Genomic DNA, 22,254 nt, shown 5'->3' with positions numbered 1-22,254 from the left:
TTACTCCTCCCCATACACCAGCTTCTCCGCTCTGAGCAGCCCATCCGCCGCCTGCTGTAGCTTTGCTTTCAGGCGAGCGTTGTAGGTGGGGTTCTTGTCCAGAAAAGCTCGTACTACCTGCGCCGCTTCGGGCGACTGATAGGCACCCAAGGTAGCCCTCAGCCACCGTTCGGGGAAGAAAATATCACCCGTGCGCTGGATTTCGGCCAGTAGCTCCAGGCTCTGCGGCAGGTAGTTGACTGAGGTAGCCGCCCGCAGGGGATGGTGCAGGTACTCCAGCGCCGTGACTACATTGGCCTCCCGCTCCCGGTTCTCCTCTTTACTAAGCGAAGCAAAAAACGCATCGCGCTCAGCGGCCTTTGACGACAGAGCCGGCATGATGAACTGCAGCCTTTTCTGTCGGTCCGGGTTCTTGATGCGCCCCAGCTGCTGCTCAAGTATCCCTGCGGCCGGATAATCGCGTACCGCCAGGGCCAGCGCCAGGGAGGTGTAGTCATCCTCGGTGAGGGTCACGCCCGTAGGGGCCTGCTGCGCTTTCCATATTTCGTACAGCCGCTGCTGAGCCGGCTGGCTCAGGGCGATATTCTGGTACAGTTTGAACAGTACCTTCTTTTTATTGGCACTAGTTTCCTGCTGCATGGCCTGCCAGGCCTCCCCTTCCAGCGCTCCGGCTAGCCCGGCTCGTTGCTCGGGGCGAATAAACTGCCAGACTATCTCCGACAACTGTCCCGTCAGTAGCCGCAGGTTTTGCTCTTCCGGCTCGTTGTCCAGCAGGCCCCGGTACAGGTCGGCTAGTCTCGTCGGGGTAACAGCCTGGCCGCTGAGCATATTTTCGTAGAGGTTGATGTAGGCCGAAGCCCTCGCTACCGGCTCCCGTATCTCCGCTAACTGTTGCAGCATCAGCGTATCTACCGGAAACAGGCCGTAGCCCTGCCCCGTGGAGTTGAATACCACGTACAGCGGTGCTTTCTTTCTCTCAGCCTCCCGGACTACTACCTGCCGCTGGTTCATGTCCACCGTTAGTTCCTCCACCCGGTCGGGGTACATCAGGGCTACTTCAAAGAGTTGCGGCCACAGCCGGTCGGAGCCATCTTCGGCCTTTTGACTGACGGTAAAGCGGGTAATAGTACCATTATTTGATTCTAGCTTGTAGTCAATTCGAGGGCGGCTGGTCTCATTCACCCATACGTGGTTCCACTTGGCTAGGTCGGCCGGGGTACGCTTATCCAGGATCCGGATCAGGTCGGGCCAAGTGGCGTTGGCGTACGAGTACTCTTTCAGGTACTCCCGCAGCCCGGCCCGTAGCGCCTCCTCCCCCATGAGCCGCTCCAGCTGGCGCATCATTATGGGGGCTTTGTGGTAAATAATACCTCCGTATAGGGTACCTGCTTCCTTGAGGTTACGCAGCGGCTGACCGATAGGATTAGCTCCCGCCGTACGGTCCACCGCGTAGGCCGCCGGGAAGTGATTGACCAAAAACTGCAGGTCATAGTTGTTATCCTGCAGGGTCACCTCCCCCACCTTATCGGCCATAAAGTTGGCAAATACCTCCTTCATCCACACGTCATTAAACCACTCCATCGTCACCAGGTCGCCAAACCACATGTGGGCCGTTTCGTGCGCAATGAGGTTGGCGCGGCTTATCATCTGATCTTTGGTAGCTCCCTTATCCAGGAACAAGGCCGAAGCCTTGTACTGAATGGCCCCAACGTGCTCCATACCTCCGTACTGAAAGTCAGGAATAGCCACAAAATCGAACTTCTGGAAGGGGTACGGGATCTGCGTATACTCTTCCAGAAATTGGAGCGCTCCGGCATGAATGGCAAAGATGGAGTCGAGGCTGTAGTTGATCTTGGAGGTATCGGTTTCGCGGTGGTAAAAATTCATCTCTCTCCCTCCTATATTTCGCGTTACCCGTTCAAATTTACCCGCCACAAAGGAGAACAGGTAGGTACTGATGAGGTCAGATGGCTGGAAGTGGTAGGTTTTGCGCTGCTCAGTGAGTAGTGTGTCACGCAGGGGTGCGTTGGCTACGGCCTGCCAGTCGTGGGGGACGGTCAGAGAGAGCTCGTAAGTTGCCTTCAGGCTGGGCTGGTCAAAGCAGGGGAATACCGTACGCGCCCGGTCAGGTACCAGCAGGGTATACAGGTACTCGGGATTGCGATTGAGGGAGAGGTTACCGGCTATGAACGCTATATCCACCTTGTTTTCCCCGGCTTTCAGGTACTCCGGCCGGATCAGGATGTGCTCTTTCTCAAATTGAATGGGTACTTCCTTCTGATTGACTACCACCCGTTTTATATGGTCCCGTTCTTCACGGAAATCAATCTGCAGGGGAGCCGAATTCTTTTTCCAGGTAAAGGAGATGGTCTCGCTGGCGTCGATGGGCTCTTCTTTCTGAGCCGGTATTTCCAGGCTGATCCGGTAGGCAATCTGGCTGAGTACCTGCTTGCGATGCTTCGCCAGCTCCTCCAAAACGCCCTCCTCCACGGCAGGCAGGGTACTCACAGGAGTAGACTTTCGGCTACACGCAAGTACCAAAAAGAGGGAGGTGGCAAACAAAAACATGGTAAGAGTAAAGCCTTGTATTTTTTTCATAGTACCGGAATCATAAGCATAGAATCCCCCTAAAATAGCCATTTCTGAGCTATTTTACAGAAGAATCCCAATTATGATCCTTGGGGATGTCCCGGACAAATTCTTTTTCCAGATTTTTCATACTGAAGCTCGCTGTAACGCCATGAACAACCAGCGATACCAGAACCGTAAAGGCTACCAGCGCCCAGACGTCATCTCCAGACGGAAAATCTGCCTTCTCCAGGGCAAACGATAAATAGAAAAAGGAGCCGATCCCTTTGATACCGAAGAAGGCAATAGCCCATTTTTGCTTCTTATGCAGACCAGTCCCGATGAGCCCCAGATATCCCGTAAGCGGGCGCACCAAAAAGACAAAGGCCAAACCATACAGAGCCATCTCCCAGGTAAGCTCTTCCAGAATACCATTGATGAGGCTTCCCCCGAAGAGGATCAACACAATGGCTACCAGTATGCGCTCGATCTGATCCGTAAAAGAGTGTAACTCCGTATGAAACTCGTGCTCCAGCTCCCGGCTCCTGAGCGCCACGGCTCCTACAAAAACGGCTATGAACCCGTATCCGTGAATTATCTCGGTGAGGCCGTAGATCAGTAAGGTAGCGGCCAGAGCCATGAAGGCATTATCTCCCTCGTAGATCTTCTTGCCCTGGGTCCATTTCCACTCGTTAAATATCAGATAAGCCAGCAATCGCCCCAGTACATAGCCACTGATCACTCCGGCGATAATCCGGTACAGCAGGTCCACCGTAAACCACTCCATCAGCCCTCCTTCGCCCGAGGAGGTCATGAGTGCTACCGCTACGGCCAGCCAGGTAAAAGGGAAAGCCATGCCATCGTTCAGGCCAGCTTCGGCAGTCAGTGCAAACCGTACATCATCCCTCTGCCCCTCGTTGGGCGGACCTACCTGCACATCTGAGGCCAGCACCGGATCGGTAGGGGCCAGTACCGCGCCCAGCAGTATGGCCGAGGCGGCATCCATATGTAGCCCCCACCATCCCAGAAAAGCAATCAGCGCTATACTTAGTAGCATAGTAACGCTGATCAGCCGCAGGGGGGCCTGCCAGGCTTTATAAGAAAAGGGTCGGTCAATCTTAAGACCGGTACCCATCAGGGAAATAATAACTACCAGTTCGGTCAGACGCACCGTGTACTCCAGCTTCCGAATGGGGTTGGGCAGAGGTAGTACATCCAGGAACAGGTAGAGCAATACCCCAAACAGAACGTAAGGAATGGCATACGAGACTCCTATCTTTTTAGAGAACAGAGGCATCCAGGCCATGCCCATCGCCGCCAGTCCGATGACCGTGATAACAATGATATAGGTATTCATAGAATGTAATAGTGACAGGGTGTAAAGACGCCGTAGCAGGAATATGTTTCTTATCTTAAAAATTATACCTACACCCTCTTACTACCTGTTATACAGCTCGCTGTGGGGTTTCGACTGCTCCTTCAATGCGTCTGAAAACACACTTCTTCTCCCCGGTGGGTTGTGCCGAAAAATAATTGGCTGGAGGCTCAACTTTTTCTATGTCCGCTTTAAACCTTTTACCGTTATATAGATCTAATAATCAGGAAGTCTTTCCTCAGCACTTTAATCTACTTCTAGTCATGAAAATACCTTATATAGTACGGGTACTAGGCCTGCTGGCTATTATAACAGCAGGCTCAGCCGTGGGAGACAGGGCCGTGGCCCAGCCGGGTATGAGCGTCTCCTTTCAAACATTCTACAGTGACCTGTCGCCCTATGGCCGCTGGACCTCACATCCACAATATGGCTCGATCTGGATTCCGAGTGTAGTTGGCGACTTTCAACCCTATGCAACCAATGGTCGTTGGGTGGTGACTGAGTACGGCAATACCTGGGTGTCCGACTATGACTGGGGCTGGGCTCCCTTTCACTACGGTCGCTGGTTTCACGACGACTTCTACGGATGGGCCTGGGTACCCGACTACGAGTGGGGTCCTGCCTGGGTAAACTGGCGCTCGGGTGGTGGCTACTACGGATGGGCTCCACTGAGTCCGGGTATTCATATCAATGTGCAGGTAAACATCCCCATGAACTACTGGGTGTTTGTACCACAGGTATATATTACCAGCCCGAGGCTGTATAACTACTGCCTGCCACGTACGCGGGTAGTAAATGTGTACAACCAGACGACCATCATCAACAACTACTACAACAACGACAACCGTACGTATGTGTATGGTCCCCGCCGGAATGAAATAGAGCGGGTAACGCGCAATACGGTACCTGTGTACCGGGCTGATGAAGTAGTTCGCCCAGCGCGTTCGCGCTACGAGAATGACCGGGACAACAACCGTACGTACAGTGCTGATGTCAACAGCAACCGCGCACGTACCGGAGCCCGTCAGGATGAGGTGTATAGCAACGACCGCACTCCCAGTCGCTCCAACCGGGAGAGTACATCAGGTATTATAGAGAGAAACTCCACTGACCGCAACTACGGTAGTACTACCGAACCAGGCCGCGCCAGAAGGAGCTACGAAGAGGCCGCTCCCGGACGCTATGGCACTGATACCGACAATCAAGCCGAGCGCTCTACCCGCAGCCGTAGCAGTGCCGACTGGTCTGATGCTACCCGTAGTACCCCTACCCCTGACTATACCGAGCGGAGCAACTCCAGCCGGAGCCGCCAGAGCGGAGTAGAAGCGGATCGCACTCCTTATGGCACCAACCGATCATCGGGCACCTACGATACGGACAGAACGGCTCCGTCCAGCCGGAGTTACGGTGACCGTAGCTATGGTACTTCGGAGTCAGGCCGGGCCCGTAGCAGCTATGGTGAAAGCAATCGGAGCAGTGCACCGGCTACCCGCACGCAGCCAAACTACTCGCCGCGCTCCTCCGGGGCCGAAATGTCAGCACCCCGTAGCCGCAGCAACCAGAGCAGCCAGGGCAGCTACCAGTCGCAGCCGCAGCGTCAGAGCTCACCATCGTACGGAGGTGACAATGGCCGACAGGCGTCTGGCCGACAGGCGTCTCCACGCTCGAGCCGCAGCCGGGGAGTTGAGTAGTAGCTCTCAGGACTGCCTTCGGCTCCCTTACTGAACAGAAATTTTTTCAGCCTCAGGCCCTTCCGGTATAGTTACCGAAAGGGCCTGAGGCTTTTATTAGGGTGTATCTTCCAACACCTGCTGCCCTCTCCACTGAGGCTTGCTTATGGGATTGTCAGAATATCTTCGTCAATAAAAATAGAGTCCATGACATATTTTTAGTACACTTGTATCCGACGATAAGAAATCGGCCTGATTTTTGATCGGGAGCTATTTACTTATGACCCTCCGTCTCCTGTATCATACGTATAAAAGCCTGCGACTCAAGCCCTTGTTCGGCCTGATCCTGCTGGCTATTTTCCTCCCACTGTACATAACCCCGGCCTGGGCCAGTACCCCCAGGGCGGAGCAGGGAGTACTGGATTTACGCAATTCGGAGCTGGACGATAAGGGCCTCCAGCTGGGAGGCGAGTGGAAGCTGTACTGGAACCGTCTGCTTACTTCTGCTAGCCCGACCGAGTACCACGAGTACGTCCCGTTTCCGAAGCTCTGGGCTCACACTACGTGGAAACAACAGCCTGTGCCTACCAAAGGATACGCTACCTATGCACTTGACATCCTGTTGCCCACTACCAGCGAACCACTGGCGCTCTACCTACCCGAGGCGTACTCGGCCTATGCGCTGTACGCCAATGGCAACCTTATAGCCCAGAACGGCGAACCGGGCATCTCAGCCGAAACTACCACCCCTTACTGGTCGCAGCAGGTAGTACCTGTTACGCCCAGCACTGATACCCTGCGGCTTACGCTACAAGTAGCTAACTTTCACCATGCCAAGGGAGGCCCCTACAAGCATATCCGGATTGGCTACTTGAGCGCGCTACAGGCTGCTCAGCAGGTCAATTACGCCCTGGATATATTCCTGGCGGGGTGCCTTTTTATGGGTGGGCTGTTCTTTCTGGGGCTCTATCTGTTTGGGCACCACGAAAAATCCAACCTTTACTTCTCGCTGTTCTCTATCCTTTACAGCTACCGGGTAGTAGGTACCAAGCAGTATGCTCTTCACACGTTTTTTCCGCACCTTGACTGGAGTCTGACGCTGCACTTTGAGTACCTGTCTCTCTTCCTGAGCATACTGATGTTTACGCTGTATACGTATAAGCTCTACCCGAAAGACATCAATAAGTACATTGTTCGATTTATGGCAGGAAGCTGCATAAGCTTTGCGCTGGCTACTCTCCTGCTCCCTACGACACTGTTTACCCAGCTCATCATTCCATTCCTGGTATTGATGGCCGTTGGTATTCCTTATACATTCTATGTGTATTGGGTAGCTGCCCGTAACCACCGCCCCGGTGCCCGGTACGCGCTAATGAGTACGTGGGCACTCCTGTTCATATTTGTGGTCATTATGCTGGAATACTTCAGGATAGCCACCCCTGGCAAGCTCATCCTGTTTGTAGGGTACATTGGCTTCTTCTTTCTGCAGTCGCTGATCTTGTCGTTCCGGTTTGCCTCCACCCTTAAGAAAGCTAAAGAAGCGGCCGAACTAGGCCTGAAAGCCAAAAGCGAGTTCCTGAGTACGATGAGCCACGAGATACGTACGCCGCTGAACTCGGTGATCGGGATGACCCACCTCATGCTCAGAGACGCCCCGCGTCCTGACCAGAAAGAGCAACTGGATGTACTGCTGTTCTCGGCCAATAACCTGCTGACGATTGTTAACGACATCCTGGACTTCAACAAGATTGAAGCCGGTAAGATCACCTTTGCCATGGGGCCCATTGATCTGGCTACCATCGCCCGTAATATTGTGTCGGGTTATAGTAAGTCAGCGGCTGATCTGGGGATAGAGATAAGGGCCGTGATTGACCCATCGCTTACCTTCAGGGTCATCGGAGATCACACACGTACCTCGCAGGTGATCAGTAACCTGGTACAGAACGCCATCAAGTTTACGCCCAAAGGGTCCGTGACGCTGCGCCTGGGGGTAGAAGACCAGACGGACAAGGACGTGACCGTGACGTTATCGGTAGAGGATACCGGTATTGGTATTGCTCCAGAAAAACAGCAGGAAATTTTTGAACGCTTTACCCAGGTTGATTCGTCGGCCACACGTGGCTTCAGTGGTACCGGACTAGGCCTGGCCATTAGCAAGCGGATACTGGAACTGCAGCAGGTAGATCTGCACCTGGACAGCGAACCAGGCGTGGGATCCACCTTCTACTTTACCCAGACCTTCCCGCTGGCCCCCGTAGTGGAAGTTACCAAACCGGTCGTATCTACGGTTCCTACGACCGAAAAACCGCTGGAAGACGTACGTATCCTGATTGTAGAAGATAATAAAATGAATGTACTGGTAGCCCAGAACTTCCTGAAGCGCTGGGGAGCTACCTCCGAAGTAGCCACTAACGGCAAAGAGGCCTTGGCCAAGCTGGATCCCAGCCGGCATGACCTGGTACTGATGGATCTGCACATGCCCGTGATGGATGGCTACGAAGCCACCCGACTCCTGCGCGAACGGGGTGAATCCATACCGATCATAGCCCTTACGGCCAGCATAGCTCAGGAAGTAGAGGGGCGCATATACAGCATTGGTTTCACGGATATTGTAGTAAAGCCTTTCAATCCGAATGAACTCCTGCGGGTTATCGCCGCCCACGCGCCACAGAAGAATAAAGTAGTCGTATAGCACCATAGATAAACTTAAACAAAGAAGCGCGGGCAGAGCTGCCCGCGCTTCTTTATTATAACTACTAGTATCAGCCTTACTCGGCTCCCCACGTCAGCCCCATGTTGTGGAACATGAAGGCGTAAATATCAGCCGCGGTTTCGAGCGCTTTCTTCGTGTTACTGGCGCCGTGGCCGGAGTTGGTATCGATCCGGATCAGGAGCGGATTGGTAGATGACGCTCCCGCCTTCTCCTGCAGCGTAGCCGCGTACTTAAACGAGTGCGCCGGTACTACGCGGTCGTCGTGGTCGGCGGTGGTGATGAGGGTAGCGGGGTACTTGCCGCCCTCTTTGATATTATGTACGGGCGAGTAGCCGTACAGGTATTTAAACTCCTCCGCGTTGTCGCTGCTGCCGTAGTCGGCGATCCAGTTCCAGCCGATGGTGAATTTGTGGAAACGCAGCATATCCATTACCCCTACCGCCGGGAAAGCCACCTTAAACAGCTCCGGACGTTGGTTCATCACGGCACCTACCAACAGACCACCGTTGGAACCTCCCTGAATAGCCAGACGCTCCGGTGAAGTATACTTCTCTTTGATCAGGTATTCGGCCGCCGTGATAAAGTCGTCGAATACATTCTGCTTTTTAAGCTTCATACCCTGCTCGTGCCACTTCTCGCCATACTCACTACCGCCGCGGAGGTTAGCCTGCACGTACACCCCACCCTGATCCAGGAACGGAATGCGCGTCGGGCTGAACGAAGGCGGCAGGCTTACGTTAAAGCCCCCGTAGCCATATAGTAAGGTTGGGTTAGTACCATCCAGCTTCAGACCTTTCTTGTACACGATGAACGCGGGTACTTTGGTACCATCCTTTGAAGTATAGAACACCTGCTTGGTTTCGTAATCGGTAGGTTTGAAGCTTACCTCCGGCTCCCGGAATACGGAGCTCTTCTTCGAAGCAATATCATAGCGGAATATAGTCGGTGGGTAGTTGAATGAGGTGTAGGTATAGAACACGAATTTGTCCTCCTTCTCACCACCAAAGCCGCTGGCGGTACCCAGTCCGGGCAGGGTCACTTCGTTTTCCTGCTTACCTTTCATATCGTACACGTACACGCGGGTAGTTACGTCTTTGGAGTACAGGGCAAATACCTTACCTCCGGCTGTACCAGCGTCCTGCAAGGGCTCGGGCTTTTCGGGCAGGAAGGGCTTCCAGCTTTTGGTCTTCGTCTCGTACAGTACCACTTTGCCATTGGGCGCGTCGGCGTTGGTTTCGATCAGGAAGCCGCCTTCTACGTTGTCCACCACACCGTACTTAAAGTCAGTGATTTCGCTCACGATGGGGGTAAATTGGGTCTGTCCCCGCTCCATAACCCATAGTCCGTTCCCATCCTTGCCTTTACCTCGGTCACTTACGCTGAGTACCGCGTAGCGGCCATCTTCGGTAGTACCTACCGTATGGAAGCGCTGCGGATTGGCGGGATCTTCGTACACCAGCTTATCGGCCGACTGGGGAGTACCTACCTTGTGGTAGAATACCTGGTGGTTTTCGTTTTTGGCGGCCAGGGCACTTCCTTCGGGCTTGGGGTAGCGACTATAGTAGAAGCCATCGCCCTGCCAGGCCGCACCGGATACCTTCACCCACTCCACCTTATCGGATAGCATCTTGAGGGTTTTCATATCCATCACCTGGTAGTCCTGCCAGTCGGAGCCGCCCTTCGAGAAGCCCAGTACCGCGTAGGCACCATCTTTGGACAGGCTGAATACCGTCAGGCGCGTGGTACCATCGGCCGAGAGCTTATTGGGATCCAGTACTACCTCAGGCGTACCATTCAGGCCTTTCTGTCTATAAAGCACCGCCTGGTTCTGCAGACCGTCATTCTTATAGAAATAGAAGTAGTCGCCCTTCTTGCGGGGAGCCGAGTACTTGGGGTAGTTGTAGGCTTTTTCCAGATCGTTGTAGATCTCCTGCTTAAACGGGATCTTGTTCAGGTAGCCAAATGTCACCTCGTTCTGCGCTTTCACCCAGGCGGCCGTTTCGGCCGAGCGGTCGTCTTCGAGCCAGCGGTACGGATCGGGTACTTTGGCACCGTGGTACTCGTCTACATGATCTACTTTATTGGTTTTGGGATACTCCAGTTTCTGCGCCGTTCCGTCGGCGTTGACAATCATGGCAGCGATCAAGGTCATTCCTAAAAGGTTTTGTTTCATGCTTCTATCAAAAGGGTTTGAGATGAAGGGAATTACAAATGTACTATCGGATCAGGTCGCAATCAACCCACTTATTAGCAAGACCATATTCTCAGACATTCCGTTCACTGCTACTGAACTCACCATCCTGGAGTAGGTACAGAAATACGGCAGAAGCAACTTATTAGCACTATAAATAAATAGAATAAAACAAATACCCGAGCGAAGCCTTTCCAAAATATTCGAAAAGCTGACTCTCCTTTCAGAAGGACTCTTGCGCTGATGGCCATTTTTCAAAGCAAGGGGGTCAACACTTTTGTTATTAAATAAAATATAGACTACTAACAAACTGAATTAGAAATAATTATAAAAATATAGAAAATATTTCCACAGTAATTCAATCCTTCCGAAACCCTCAGGCGTAAGTTCAGACATAAACATTATAACTACTAATAGGATCTAACACTTAATCTCTTTTACACATGAAAAAAATTGCATTTTTTGTGGTGGCATTATTTGCCGCACAGGCTTCCTTTGCCCAGGGCAATATGCGGACAGTTAAAGTGGGTGGCGCCGCTATGTACCCTAACAAGAACATTGTTGAGAACGCTCTTAACTCCAAAGACCACACTACCCTGGTAGCAGCCGTCAAGGCCGCCGGACTGGTGGAGACGCTGCAGGGAGCTGGTCCTTTCACCGTATTTGCTCCAACGAACGATGCCTTTGGCAAACTACCCGCTGGCACCGTGGAGACGCTGGTAAAGCCTGAGAACAAAGGTACACTCACCACCATCCTGACCTACCACGTAGTACCCGGCCGTATGGACTCAGAAGCCATTGCCGAAGCCATTAAGAAAGGAAATGGCAAAACTACTTTCAAGACCGTAGAAGGGGGTACCCTTACGGCCATGATGAATGGTAAGAAGCTGGTCCTGACGGATGAAAAAGGGGGAACCTCTACCGTAACCATTAAGGATGTGTACCAGAGCAATGGTGTAATACATGTAGTTGATACCGTAGTAATGCCTGATTAACCTGGCTGAATTGAATTGGTATGTGTTGTGAATAACAAAGAGCCGGCGCGTTTGTGCCGGCTCTTTGTATATATCTTTGCAATTCTATCGCTCGCCCCGATTTGCAATCGGGGCGCTGTCGTACTCGCGTTTAAAACGCTAACAGAACCAACTCCCGATTGCAAATCGGGGTTAGCAGGGTTGACAGGGTTAGACAAGTTCAGCCTCTGGAAGGGTAAGAAAATGTTCAATTCCTTTTACCTTAGCGCTAATCAGTTTCTGAAAATAACATTGCAATGAATAACAACGACATACTACGCCGCCTGCGCTTTGCCTTTGACCTGAAGGATGAAGAGATGATGCGGCTATTCAAACTGGGCGGCTACGATGCCAGCCGGGCTGAGGTGAGTGACTGGCTCAAAAAGGAGGAAGACCCTGAACACAAAGGCCTGGTGGATGTAAGGCTGGCTAACTTCCTGAACGGATTTATCGTGGATAAGCGCGGCAAGAAAGATGGTGAAGAACCCCAGGCCGAGAAAAAGACCAATAATAACCTGGTACTCCGAAAGCTAAAAATTGCCCTGAGCATGAATGATACGGATATGCTGGAGGTATTTGATCTGGTGGGCTTTCGGATCAGTAAGCATGAACTCAGCGCTTTTTTTCGCAATCCCAACAATCCGCACTACCAGCCTTGTAAGGACCAGATACTTCGCAACTTTCTGGTAGGGTTGCAGCTGAAATACCGGCCTAAGGGGGACGAAAGCGATCAGTAGAGAAACTACCCTGCGCTCGTCCCGATTACAAATCGGGACGCTGTCATACTAGCGTTTGAAACGCCAATCCAAGCCTGGGTACGAAAGCCATCAGTAGAGAGACTACTCAAATCCAGCCTGCCCATTTTGAACATTGATTTACTATAGCATGACCCATTACAAAGCCATTATTTTTGATTTAGGAAACGTACTGATCGACTGGAATCCGAATTATTTATTTGATCAGATCATTGTGGATCCGGTGAAGAAGAAGTACTTCTTTGACAACGTATGTACCTCCGACTGGAATGAGGAACAGGATGGCGGACGCCTGATCAAAGAAGCCACAGAAGACCTCGTAAACCGACACCCCGAGTGGAAGGAGCACATTGAAGCCTACTATGGCCGCTGGACCGAAATGCTGGGCGGACCGATCCACGGATCGGTTGATATATTCCGCGAATTAAAAGATACCGGCAAGTACAAGTTTTACGCCCTTACCAACTGGAGTGCCGAGCTATTTCCGATTGCGCTGGAGCGGTACGATTTCCTGCACTGGTTTGATGGCCGGGTCGTGAGCGGTGAAGAAAAGATGCGCAAGCCTTTCCCGCAGTTTTACCAGGTTCTGCTGGACCGGTACAGCCTACTACCCAACGAAGCCGTCTTTATAGATGATAATTTCCGTAACATCAAAGCCGCGGAGGCCCTAGGCATACCTTCTATCCATTTTCAGTCGCCGGAGCAGCTTCGGCAGCAGTTGCAGGAGATGGAGGTACTATAATTACAACCTACCCCTACTCATCCCGAAAGTACGTCCTAGGAGGAGTAGGGGTAGCCTGTTTAGAGATTTGAAGATTAATTGTTTAACAGCTCTGCTACCTTGTTAGCCAACTCCTCCCCTCTTAAACTGTGCGCCCTGATTACCCCCTGCTGATCAATAAGATACGTCTGAGGTATCCCCTGCATTACGTACCACTCTTGTACGGCTTTATTCTCCTTATCTACTACCACCTGAAGTCCCGGCGGTGTATGCTTTTTAATACCTTGCAGCCACTGCTTATGATTTTCATCTACAGATATGCTGATGATCTCAAGCCCCTGGCTGGCGTAGGTACTATATAGCTTTTTTATAGACGGCATTTCCACAATACAAGGCCCACACCAGCTCGCCCAGAAGTCCAGCAGCACCAGCTTTTTGGCTTTCCTTACTTCTTCCAGACTTTTGAAAGCACCACTACTATCGGGTAGCGTAAAATTATAGGCCTGATTACCTACGGCCACTTTTTGTAGTTGTAAAGCTTTTTCTTTCAGCCCATTTTCCATTTTCTGGAATGTAGGGTATGAAGCAAACTGGCCTCTGAATTCATCAAGCATAGTTTTGACATAGTCATCCTCCCAGCCACCGCTACTCAGGAGGGATAGGTTGAAGAAGGTAAAAGGTTTCTGCGCTACCGCTTCTCTCATACGCCTTCCAACAGAGATACTGACGGAGTCATTCTGCTTCATCAATTGATTAAACAGTACCGTATCGCCTTTTTGTTGAGCAACAGCCCGCTCCTGATAAAGCTTTATCAATTGATTCCTGGCCGGATTAAGGATCTCCGTCTGATACTGCTCCCACTGCGAATGTAGCTTAGAGCCAGCTATCTTATAGCTACCATCATCTTTGATACTAACCTGCATGGATGAAGGCTCTACAAAGACCGAATATGGATCAGGTACGCCATCAATCTTCAGATTGTACAGACCAGGCTCCATCTGTGTCCCTTTCAAGGTGAAAGTACTTCCGGTAATGGGAGCCGAACTAACCTGATTTTCTGCCTTGTCAAGCAGATACACCTGACCGTTCCGGGGCTGAGCCAGTTGCCCCTGAATGGTGAAGGCTTGGGGAGACTGAGCGAGAGCGGAACAGGCGCAAAGACAAATTAGCAGTAAGAAGCTTGATAGCCTTAGTACATTACCAGGCAGGTTGAGGTGTGTGGCATGCATGGCGTGAGTGTGTATTTGATGAAGAAAAAAGCCTGTGAATCAGACCGTAGCCCAATGTACTAATAGTTAGAAGATGAGTCAATCCTGTACATAGATCTTTCTAAAAAATGGCAAGAAACACCCACCAGACAAGTAAATGCTACCCGCTTGTACAGGACTGTACCTATTTCTTCCGTCTAGATATAGAGCAATCCCTTTAGTTTATTTAGTACCATGAAGCTCAAACTATCATCACTCCTTCTAATCTTTACCCTGCTGGCGCTGGCCCTGACCAAACCCGCTCCCGTAAACCTGTACCTGATTGGCGACTCTACCGTCAAGACCGGCTCGGGCAAGGGCGAAAACGGCCAGTGGGGCTGGGGCAGCTTCCTGCCGGAGCACTTTGACACCACCCGCATCAAGATCCACAACCACGCCATCGGAGGGCGGTCCAGCCGGACGTTTGTCAGCGAAGGCCGCTGGGACAAAGTACTGTCTGAGCTCAGGAAGGGTGACTACCTGCTGATCCAGTTTGGGCATAATGACTCCAGTCCCGTCAACGATACCCTTCGCGCCCGGGGTACCATTAAGGGCATCGGCGAAGAAACCGAGGAAATCGACAACCTTATTACCAAAAAGCACGAGGTAGTACACTCGTACGGCTGGTACCTGCGCAAGTACATTGATGAGGCCAAAGCCAAAGGAGCCATCCCGATTGTGTGTTCGCCTATCCCCCGTAACCAGTGGGAGAACGGCCGCATTGTGCGCCCCACAGACAGCTATCCGCAGTGGGCGCAGGCCGTAGCAAAGTCCAAGGGTGCCTACTTCATAGACCTGTACGAGCTGGTCGCTACCGAATATGACCGTACCCCGCCCACCTTGGTCAAGCAGCAGTACTTCACCCCGGCCGACGACACGCACACCTCCCGCCAGGGCGGTGAACTGAACGCGGAGCTGGTAGCCCGGGGCATCAAAACGTTGAAAAAATGTAGTCTGAAGAAGTACCTGAAATAGGCCATAGAGCGAGGATCTACCACTCCCTAAAAAGCTACGGGTGAAGGTTGGGTAAGTATGGGTTGTTCGCTACATTTACTGCAAACTACATCCCTATGTATAAGCGATTTATCTCCGGCCTTACTACCCTGTTTCTTTTACTGAGCCTGCTGTTGGCAGGTAGTACTGTACAGGCACAGGATAGTACTCAAGTCAAGTCGGCGGAAACGCCTACGCCCTCCCTGCTGCACATGAAAGATGGTACGGTACTGCGGGGGGTAATCCTGTCGGAGACGGAGGAGGGTGTCCGGATCAGGACGGATAACCTGGGGGAGCTATTCATTACGCGCGATAAAATCGATAAGATCGAAAGGGAGGTAGCGGGCTACTACCGCAACGGGCAGTTCTGGTTCCAGAATCCGCACAGTACCCGGTACTTCTGGGCGCCGTCGGCCCTGCCACTCCGCAAAGGCGAAGGCTACTACCAGAATGCCTATATCTTTATCAACTCCGTAGCCATAGGTGTTACGGATCAGTTTAGCATGGGTGCCGGATGGGTCCTTAACCCGACGTTCCGCGACTGGCAGGTATTCTTCATTACGCCCAAGGTCAGCTTTCCCTCTACCTCCAACGTCACCTTCGGAGCGGGCATGATCGGCGTAGGCGTCTTCTCCAATCGGAACACCTATGACAACCGAGGCTACGTCACCGGCCACCGGCTTGGCACTGATCTGTTCGGCATTGGCTACGGCAACGTAACTTTCGGCAACACCGAAAAGAACTTCACACTGGGGCTTGGCTGGGGATTTTCTAATGATGATATAGCTTCCACTCCGGTTGTCAATCTGGCTTATATGTCACGGGTGGGCCGAAGAGTAGGCTTCGTGACCGAAAACTGGCTTGTGCTTAATGGTATAGACAATGACCCGCTGGCGCTGCTGTCGGGTGGGGTACGCTTCTTCGGCGAAAAGACGTCCATCGACCTGGGCCTCTGGATACCCGCCGTCGCTGATATGGATGCCTTCATCGCCATTCCGTACGTAGATTTTGTTCTGAAGTTTGGTAAGAAGCCGCGGCGACGGTAAAGTTTTTGAATCTTCATGAAGAAACAACTCATCCCAGCCGCACCAGCTCTTTCAGTTCTTTATTCGAAAAATCCCCAATCCAGGTTTCGCCATTGGCGACGGTCAGGTCGGCCAGCTCCTTTTTGCTCTGGATCAGCTGGTTGATTTTTTCTTCAAAAGTACCTTCCGTCAGCAGGCGGTGAACCAGTACGTTGCGGGTCTGGCCGATGCGGAAGGCGCGGTCGGTGGCCTGGGCTTCCACGGCGGGGTTCCACCACAGGTCGTAGTGGATGACGTTGTTAGCGGCGGTCAGGTTGAGGCCGGTGCCGCCTGCTTTGAGCGAGAGCAGAAGCAGGCGCGTGGCGCGGTTCTGCTGGAAGTCCTCCACCATGGCGTCGCGCTGCGGGCGGCTGACGCCGCCGTGCAGGAAAGGTACCTCCACCCCCAGCCGCTGGAGCAGCATGGTTTGCAGCAGGGTACCCATCTCCTCGTACTGCGTAAAGATCAGCGCCTTCTCCCCGTTTTCGAGGAGCCGCTGCACCAGGTCCAGCAGGAGCAGGGCCTTGCCCGAGGCCTCCGGGTGCACTTCGCCCTTCTTGAGGTAGTGCGTGGGGTGGTTGCAAATCTGCTTTAGGGCTGTCATCATCTTAAATATCAGCCCGCTGCGGTTAAAGCCATCCTTAGCTCCCTCAATGCCCCGCAGGGCTGTATCCACTACGCTCTGGTATAGGGCCGCCTGCTCCGACGTGAGAGTACAGGTCTGGTCCATCTCTATCTTATCCGGCAGGTCCTGAATTATTTTTTTATCCGTCTTGACGCGGCGCAGGATAAACGGCTCCGTCATGCGCCGAAACACGTCCAGCCGGTGCTGGTCACGGTCTATTTCGATGGGAATGGCAAAGTCACTGACAAACTGCTTCAGCGAGCCCAGGTACCCCTTGTTAGCGAAATCCAGGATGCTCCAGTACTCACTCAGGCGGTTTTCGACGGGCGTCCCGCTCATAGCAATGCGCACACCCGCCTTTATCTTCTTGATGGCTTTGGTCTGGGCGGTGGTGGGGTTCTTGATGTTCTGGGCTTCGTCAATGACTACCACCGGCCAGGGCGATTTGGTAAAGGTATCCAGCTCGCTGCGTACCACGCCGTAGGTAGTCAGCACCAGATCGGCTTCCATAAAGCCCGCCTGGCTGCGGCCGGGGCCGTGGTACACGCTGGCGCGCAGGCCCGGTGCAAAGCGGGCTATCTCGCGGCTCCAGTTGGTGAGCAGCGTGGTAGGTACCACCACCAACCCTTTGTACTTTTTGAAAGCGCCTTCTTCCTTAAATTTCAGCAGGGTAGCGATGACCTGCAGCGTCTTGCCCAGGCCCATGTCGTCGGCGATGAGGCTGCCGAAGCCTACGCGGGCGTTCTTGTACAGCCACTCGTAACCGCGCTGCTGGTAAGGGCGCAGGCGGGCGTCCAGCCCCTCGGGCAGCCCTACCGCCTCCGGGGCCGTGAGCTGCTGGATGAGCCTGCGGGCTTTGGCAGTAAGTTGGATGCCCGCCCCCTCGTACTCTTCGGTCAGGGCGGTCTGCAGCAGCGTCTGGGCATCCACACTGGGCGGGTTTTTGAGCTTGTCCAGCAGCGACCGCACCTCCTTCTCGTCGAGGTACACGTACTGGTCCTTGATTTTGACCAGGCCGCGGTAGTTTTCAATCAGGTCCACAAACTCCCGCGTATCCACGTGCTGCTCCCCGATGGCTACTTCCCATCGAAACGCCAGCATAGATTCCAGGTCAATGACCGAGCTGGCCGCTACCCGGCCCGACTCCTCGCCGTCGAGCGTCATGGAGAGCTGCGGACGCACGAGCTTCTGCAGGGCACGCGGCAGCAGGATCCGGATGCCAAACAGCCGGAGCGTAGGCAGAATTTTGAGTAAGATTTCGGGAAAATCTCCAGCGCTGAACACCAGCTCCTCCTCCCCCCGGGAGGCAATGAGGCGGTTGAGCTGGGGGAAGTGCTCCGCCATCATGGACAAGTCGCGCAGTACGCCCATGCGGACGGGGGCGTATTCGGACTCCTGCATGAACAGCGCGAAGGGCACCGGCGCTTTCAGCGGGTCGGCCTTGTTCTCGACCAGTACCTGCACCCTGAAGTCCGCGCTTTCTTCCCGCTCTTCTACCTGAATGAGCGGTACGTAGTCGCGCTGGGCGATGAAGAATTTATTGAGCCAGAGCTGAATCGTGACCGGAATCTCGCGGCTGTCGAAGCCGCTGAAGCGGGCGTACTCGCGCCGGAAAAACAGGTCGTCAATGTCGGTATCCCTGTAGTGATAGCGGTCGTTAAACTGCCGCACGCGCTCGGTCAGGAAGAGCGAGCACAGCATGGTGAACCAGTCGCTCGTCAGGGGCTCGTAGATGTCGTGGCGACCTATTTTGTAAAAGAGAAACTCCTTTGGCAACAGTACCTCTAGCTGGCGGGCAACCTGCGCGACCTGCTCGTTGATGAGGGCCGGTATCCAGCGTACAAAATAATTTTCCTTTTTGAGCTGTACCCGCAGAAGCTGTGGCAGCAGGCCGCCTACTTCCAGGAGCTTGCTGGCAAAGCGGTTGGTGAGGTACAGGCCGCGCAGCAGGGGCGACAGCTGCGGCAGCTGGCTGGGCGGTACCTGCTGCAGCCAGTCCAGGAACTTCGGAAGTTCGTTGAACTGAAACACCAGGCGCTCGTTAGTATCGCGGAAGTTGGCCTGCAGGAATAGCATGGCCTCGTCCAGGATGATTTCGCCGCTCTCGATGGCGTCGAGGTCCTTGTCGTAATCGTGCTCGCGCAGCTCGCTGGCCACCGCCAGGGCCTGGGCCTGCTTCCGAGCGTCGACATAGAAGGTACTTAGTACCTTCTTAAAATCACCGGCTTTGTAAAAGAGCGGATTCTCCGAGAGCAGCGACAGCAGCCCCTCACGGCAGTCGGGCAGCACCGAGAAGTCCAGCGCCTCGTACAGGCTCTCCTCCGGCCGGAACTCCACCTCCTCGCCTCCCTCGTAGGGGCGGCGCAGGTCGGCTACGTCGGGCACCTCCACGTCTTTCTGCTCGGCCGAGGCTACCCCCAGTCCTTCCAGCGCCTTGAACAGGTCAAAGTTGCGGAGCTCAAACACCAGAAAGGGGTTCTTGTCGATCTCGTTGGCGACCAGGTACAGCACCGCCGCCCGGTGCTTGCAAGGGTCGCCCCAGTCGGGGCAGGTGCAGGAAGACTCAATGGTACTCCAACTATCCGGAAAAAGCGAAATCCCTTTGCTGCGCCCTTCTTCGTACAGTTCAGCCGGGAGCTGGCGGTTGAGCAGTTGGGTCAGGAAAAGTGGGTTCTCGGTAATAAGGCTGACCAGCCGGGCTTTATCCGCGGCCGACAACGGCTTTATCTTAAATGTAGTTTTATAGGGAATAGGCCGGGTGCCCTGTACCTTAGCTTTAAAAGTATTCTTGTCAAATTCGAGCGAAAGTACCGCCCCGCCGCTGGCATAGGTTCGCCCCCGCGCCAGCCGCCCGCTCTCGTCTATCTTTTCCAGCACACTAATCCACTGCTGCCCCCACCACGTTTGTCCGAATGCCTTTTTTCGCGCCATGTTGTATAGCTACCAAGTAGTTTATTGAGTAACTGACAAAGGTACGGATTGTGGGGAAAATGAGGAGTTGCTACTCTTTGCTGTATAAAAAGACAGTTAAAATCTTCCATTTTCGTACTGTTACACAATACATTTAGGTTAATGATACGGAGCATTAGGTACGTATAAACTCTTGGTCCCCGCTCGGTTCTACCGGGTGAGTACTATACAACAGGCTTCCAGCCTGTACTGTATAAGTAGATCATTAGAACACGTGCCGGAGGCACTTTCGGATAAAGGTCGCTCGTCGGAGCCGAGCGACTGCGGGAATTATTAGAGGTAACCTTCCTCCATGGACTGTGTCCCCACAGTCCATGCCCTAAAGCCAATAGTCCCCACTTGATCTAGACAAGCGGGGACTAAGTCATAGAAGAATCAATCTGCTATTTACTTGCTATACATAATGCCGCTCTTTCCCTGCCAGTGATAGAACATCTCCACGCCTAGCTCTTTGAGGTACTTTGCCCTCATTTTCTGGTGCAGGGCCTCGGGCTGCTTCTTGCCGTTTACTACCAGTTCGTCCTGGTTTAACCGGTACGAAAGGTCTTTTTTGCTCTGGATTACTCCCTCCTGAATCAGGTCATTGATAAATTCCCCCTGCAACTTCTCGTATTCAGCCCGCTGCGCCTCGGCTTTTTTCCGGTGCTCCTCAGCTTCTCTGCGGTGTACCTCCGCCTGCTGACGATGTACCTCCGCTTCCCGACGAGCTTCATCGGCGTGGCGTCGGGCTTCGGCCTGTGAAGCCTGCATACTTTCCGCCTCTCTGCGATGCTTTTGTGCCTGTTCCCGCATAGCCGCTGCTTCCTGGCGCATCAAATCGGCCTGTGCCCGATGCTCTTCCGCTTGCTTGCGGTGTACCTCAGCTTCCCGCCGATAGACTTCGGCCTGTGCCCGGTGTATTTCAGCCTCTTTCTGATGCTCCCGAACCTCCGCCATTACAGGTGCCAGTTCAGAGCTATACGACGCAATCTGGTCTTCCGGAATGACAACACCATCTATTTTTAACCCGGTTATCTTTCCATTCTGCTCCACAATCTCGTACCGCTTACCATTGAATGACATGTGGTAGGTCGACAGAACCTTGCCCGTGCTTATACCTGTTTTTCTGGGCGTAATAGTATCTGGTGCGGCCGGGGGTACTACGACAGGCACTGCTGCGGGGGCCGGAGGTGGAGCAGGGATAGGTGAAGGTGATGGTGCCAGCGCAGGAGAAGGCGCTACTACTGGCCGGACTACCGGCTTAGGAATCTCCGGCTGGGGTACCTCGGCCGGAGGAGTGGGTGAAAAGGCCACCGACAGCACGGCGATGGTGAGCAAACTGGCTGTTACAAATACTTTTTCCATGGCTTCTAAAGGTTTATTGTTATTGTAAATGATTCGCTTGATCCGGTCCAGCAGGTGGTTGCGACGGCCCGCAAAGGCCAGCGCGTGGGCCGACTGCGTCAGATTGTACTCCTGAAACTGGACCAGCGCCTCCACAAACCCCTTTCGGTTCTGCGTTACGGCTATGGCCAGGTCGTCGCAGCAGTGCTCCCGCTCTTCGCGGAGCAGGTACGACAGCCACAGAACGGCCGGGTTGAAGAAGTAGATATTCTCGGCCAGGCTCTGGAACAGGTTGACGAGGTAGTCCTTGCGGCGGATGTGCGCCAGCTCGTGCAGCAGAATGACCTCTACCTGCTGGTAGGGCAAGTTGGTCAGAAAGCCAGCAGGTACCAGGATGATGGGCCGCAGAAAGCCCGCTACCTGAGGTACCGTGACCAGTTCTGACTCCACCAGATTAATGGCTGTGTTAATTTTTAATTTTTGGGCCAGCAGGCTTACCCGTTCGGCCCAGGCGGCGGGTACTTCATGGATACCGTGGTGGCGGAGCCTGTGGATGTAGTAGAGTCCGGTGGCTGCCTTCACTGACTTGAGCAGGAACACCAGAAACCACAGGGCTACAATAAGGGAGGCATGCCGGGTACAAAAGTCCATCAACCTACTCAGCAACAGCTCAGCATCCAGCCAGTTTATACCTCCTGCACCAGCGGGTTGAACCATCTCGGTGCTGCCTACCTCCGTCTCCTGATGCGAATGAAAGATAATGGTACTGGAGGTCTGGCGATATTCCAGCCAGAAGGTACCCGCACTGACCACCATAAAGCCTACCAGCAGGGTCGCCAGCGCATTGTACCGTAGCGCGGGCCGGGCCTTCCGCAACGTGAGCAACACAAGGCCCGTCAGGACCGCCAGCACCAGACCCTGCCAGAGCGAGTGGAGCAGCGTCCAGCTCAGGGCCTGGATGAGTTTCTGGGAAAGAGGCAGATCAATGATGTGTATTTTCATGGCTAATAGGAATAGGATATGGCT

Annotated in this window: 14 protein-coding genes; 8 read left to right on the top strand and 6 right to left on the bottom strand. The window is 53.5% G+C overall.

Annotated elements, in window-relative coordinates; all coding sequences use genetic code 11:
• Nucleotides 1-2,598, bottom strand: a complete 2,598-nt coding sequence (locus JTN23_RS05810) for a M1 family metallopeptidase (protein ID WP_247233030.1) — start codon at nucleotides 2,596-2,598, stop codon at nucleotides 1-3.
• Nucleotides 2,599-2,647: 49 nt separating this feature from the next.
• Entirely contained in the window at nucleotides 2,648-3,925 is a 1,278-nt protein-coding gene (locus JTN23_RS05805; RefSeq protein ID WP_247233029.1) for a cation:proton antiporter, read from the bottom strand.
• Between the two features lie 281 nt (nucleotides 3,926-4,206).
• Between JTN23_RS05805 and JTN23_RS05800 the strand changes: the two genes are divergently transcribed.
• Together JTN23_RS05800 and JTN23_RS05795 are read left to right on the top strand one after the other, a co-directional pair.
• Nucleotides 4,207-5,634, top strand: coding sequence for a DUF6600 domain-containing protein (locus JTN23_RS05800; RefSeq protein WP_247233027.1), 1,428 nt, complete (start codon nucleotides 4,207-4,209; stop codon nucleotides 5,632-5,634).
• A gap of 259 nt (nucleotides 5,635-5,893) precedes the next feature.
• Nucleotides 5,894-8,305 (top strand): ATP-binding protein, encoded by a 2,412-nt coding sequence (locus JTN23_RS05795; protein WP_247233025.1) that lies wholly within the window; start codon nucleotides 5,894-5,896, stop codon nucleotides 8,303-8,305.
• 76 nt (nucleotides 8,306-8,381) lie between these two features.
• Here the strand turns inward: JTN23_RS05795 and JTN23_RS05790 are convergent, their stop codons facing one another.
• Entirely contained in the window at nucleotides 8,382-10,478 is a 2,097-nt protein-coding gene (locus JTN23_RS05790; protein ID WP_247233023.1) for a prolyl oligopeptidase family serine peptidase, read from the bottom strand.
• A gap of 19 nt (nucleotides 10,479-10,497) precedes the next feature.
• On the opposite strand from JTN23_RS05790, the gene JTN23_RS05785 reads away from it, so the two are divergent.
• The 4 genes from JTN23_RS05785 to JTN23_RS05770 all read left to right on the top strand — a co-directional run bounded on the left by JTN23_RS05785 (nucleotide 10,498) and on the right by JTN23_RS05770 (nucleotide 13,027).
• Nucleotides 10,498-10,635, top strand: coding sequence for a hypothetical protein (locus JTN23_RS05785; RefSeq protein ID WP_247233021.1), 138 nt, complete (start codon nucleotides 10,498-10,500; stop codon nucleotides 10,633-10,635).
• 325 nt (nucleotides 10,636-10,960) lie between these two features.
• Nucleotides 10,961-11,512 carry a fasciclin domain-containing protein gene (locus JTN23_RS05780; protein WP_247233020.1) on the top strand — a complete coding sequence of 184 codons (552 nt, stop codon included), beginning with the start codon at nucleotides 10,961-10,963 and terminating at the stop codon, nucleotides 11,510-11,512.
• Nucleotides 11,513-11,787: 275 nt separating this feature from the next.
• Complete coding sequence (locus tag JTN23_RS05775; protein WP_247233019.1) at nucleotides 11,788-12,267, top strand: YehS family protein; 480 nt, start codon at nucleotides 11,788-11,790, stop codon at nucleotides 12,265-12,267.
• 148 nt (nucleotides 12,268-12,415) lie between these two features.
• A complete protein-coding gene (locus tag JTN23_RS05770; protein ID WP_247233018.1) occupies nucleotides 12,416-13,027 on the top strand; it encodes an HAD family hydrolase in 612 nt (203 codons plus the stop codon).
• A 74-nt stretch (nucleotides 13,028-13,101) separates the two neighbouring features.
• Here JTN23_RS05770 and JTN23_RS05765 read toward each other — a convergent pair whose 3' ends face one another.
• Nucleotides 13,102-14,235, bottom strand: a complete 1,134-nt coding sequence (locus JTN23_RS05765; RefSeq protein ID WP_247233017.1) for a TlpA disulfide reductase family protein — start codon at nucleotides 14,233-14,235, stop codon at nucleotides 13,102-13,104.
• Between the two features lie 213 nt (nucleotides 14,236-14,448).
• Here JTN23_RS05765 and JTN23_RS05760 point away from each other — a divergent pair, with 213 nt between their 5' ends.
• Nucleotides 14,449-15,228, top strand: a complete 780-nt coding sequence (locus JTN23_RS05760) for a rhamnogalacturonan acetylesterase (protein ID WP_247233016.1) — start codon at nucleotides 14,449-14,451, stop codon at nucleotides 15,226-15,228.
• Between the two features lie 95 nt (nucleotides 15,229-15,323).
• Entirely contained in the window at nucleotides 15,324-16,292 is a 969-nt protein-coding gene (locus JTN23_RS05755; protein WP_247233015.1) for a hypothetical protein, read from the top strand.
• Nucleotides 16,293-16,320: 28 nt separating this feature from the next.
• On the opposite strand, the gene JTN23_RS05750 is transcribed toward JTN23_RS05755, so the two are convergent.
• Complete coding sequence (locus JTN23_RS05750) at nucleotides 16,321-19,866, bottom strand: SNF2-related protein (RefSeq protein WP_247233013.1); 3,546 nt, start codon at nucleotides 19,864-19,866, stop codon at nucleotides 16,321-16,323.
• Nucleotides 19,867-20,292: 426 nt separating this feature from the next.
• Entirely contained in the window at nucleotides 20,293-22,230 is a 1,938-nt protein-coding gene (locus JTN23_RS05745) for a M56 family metallopeptidase (protein ID WP_247233011.1), read from the bottom strand.
• Between the last annotated feature and the right edge of the window lie 24 nt (nucleotides 22,231-22,254).

The sequence above is a fragment of the Telluribacter roseus genome (assembly GCF_017355915.2).
Taxonomy (GTDB): Bacteria; Bacteroidota; Bacteroidia; order Cytophagales; family Spirosomataceae; genus Telluribacter.
The sequence above is the reverse complement of the archived record's forward strand: the minus strand, read 5'-3'. Positions and strand labels throughout refer to the sequence as shown.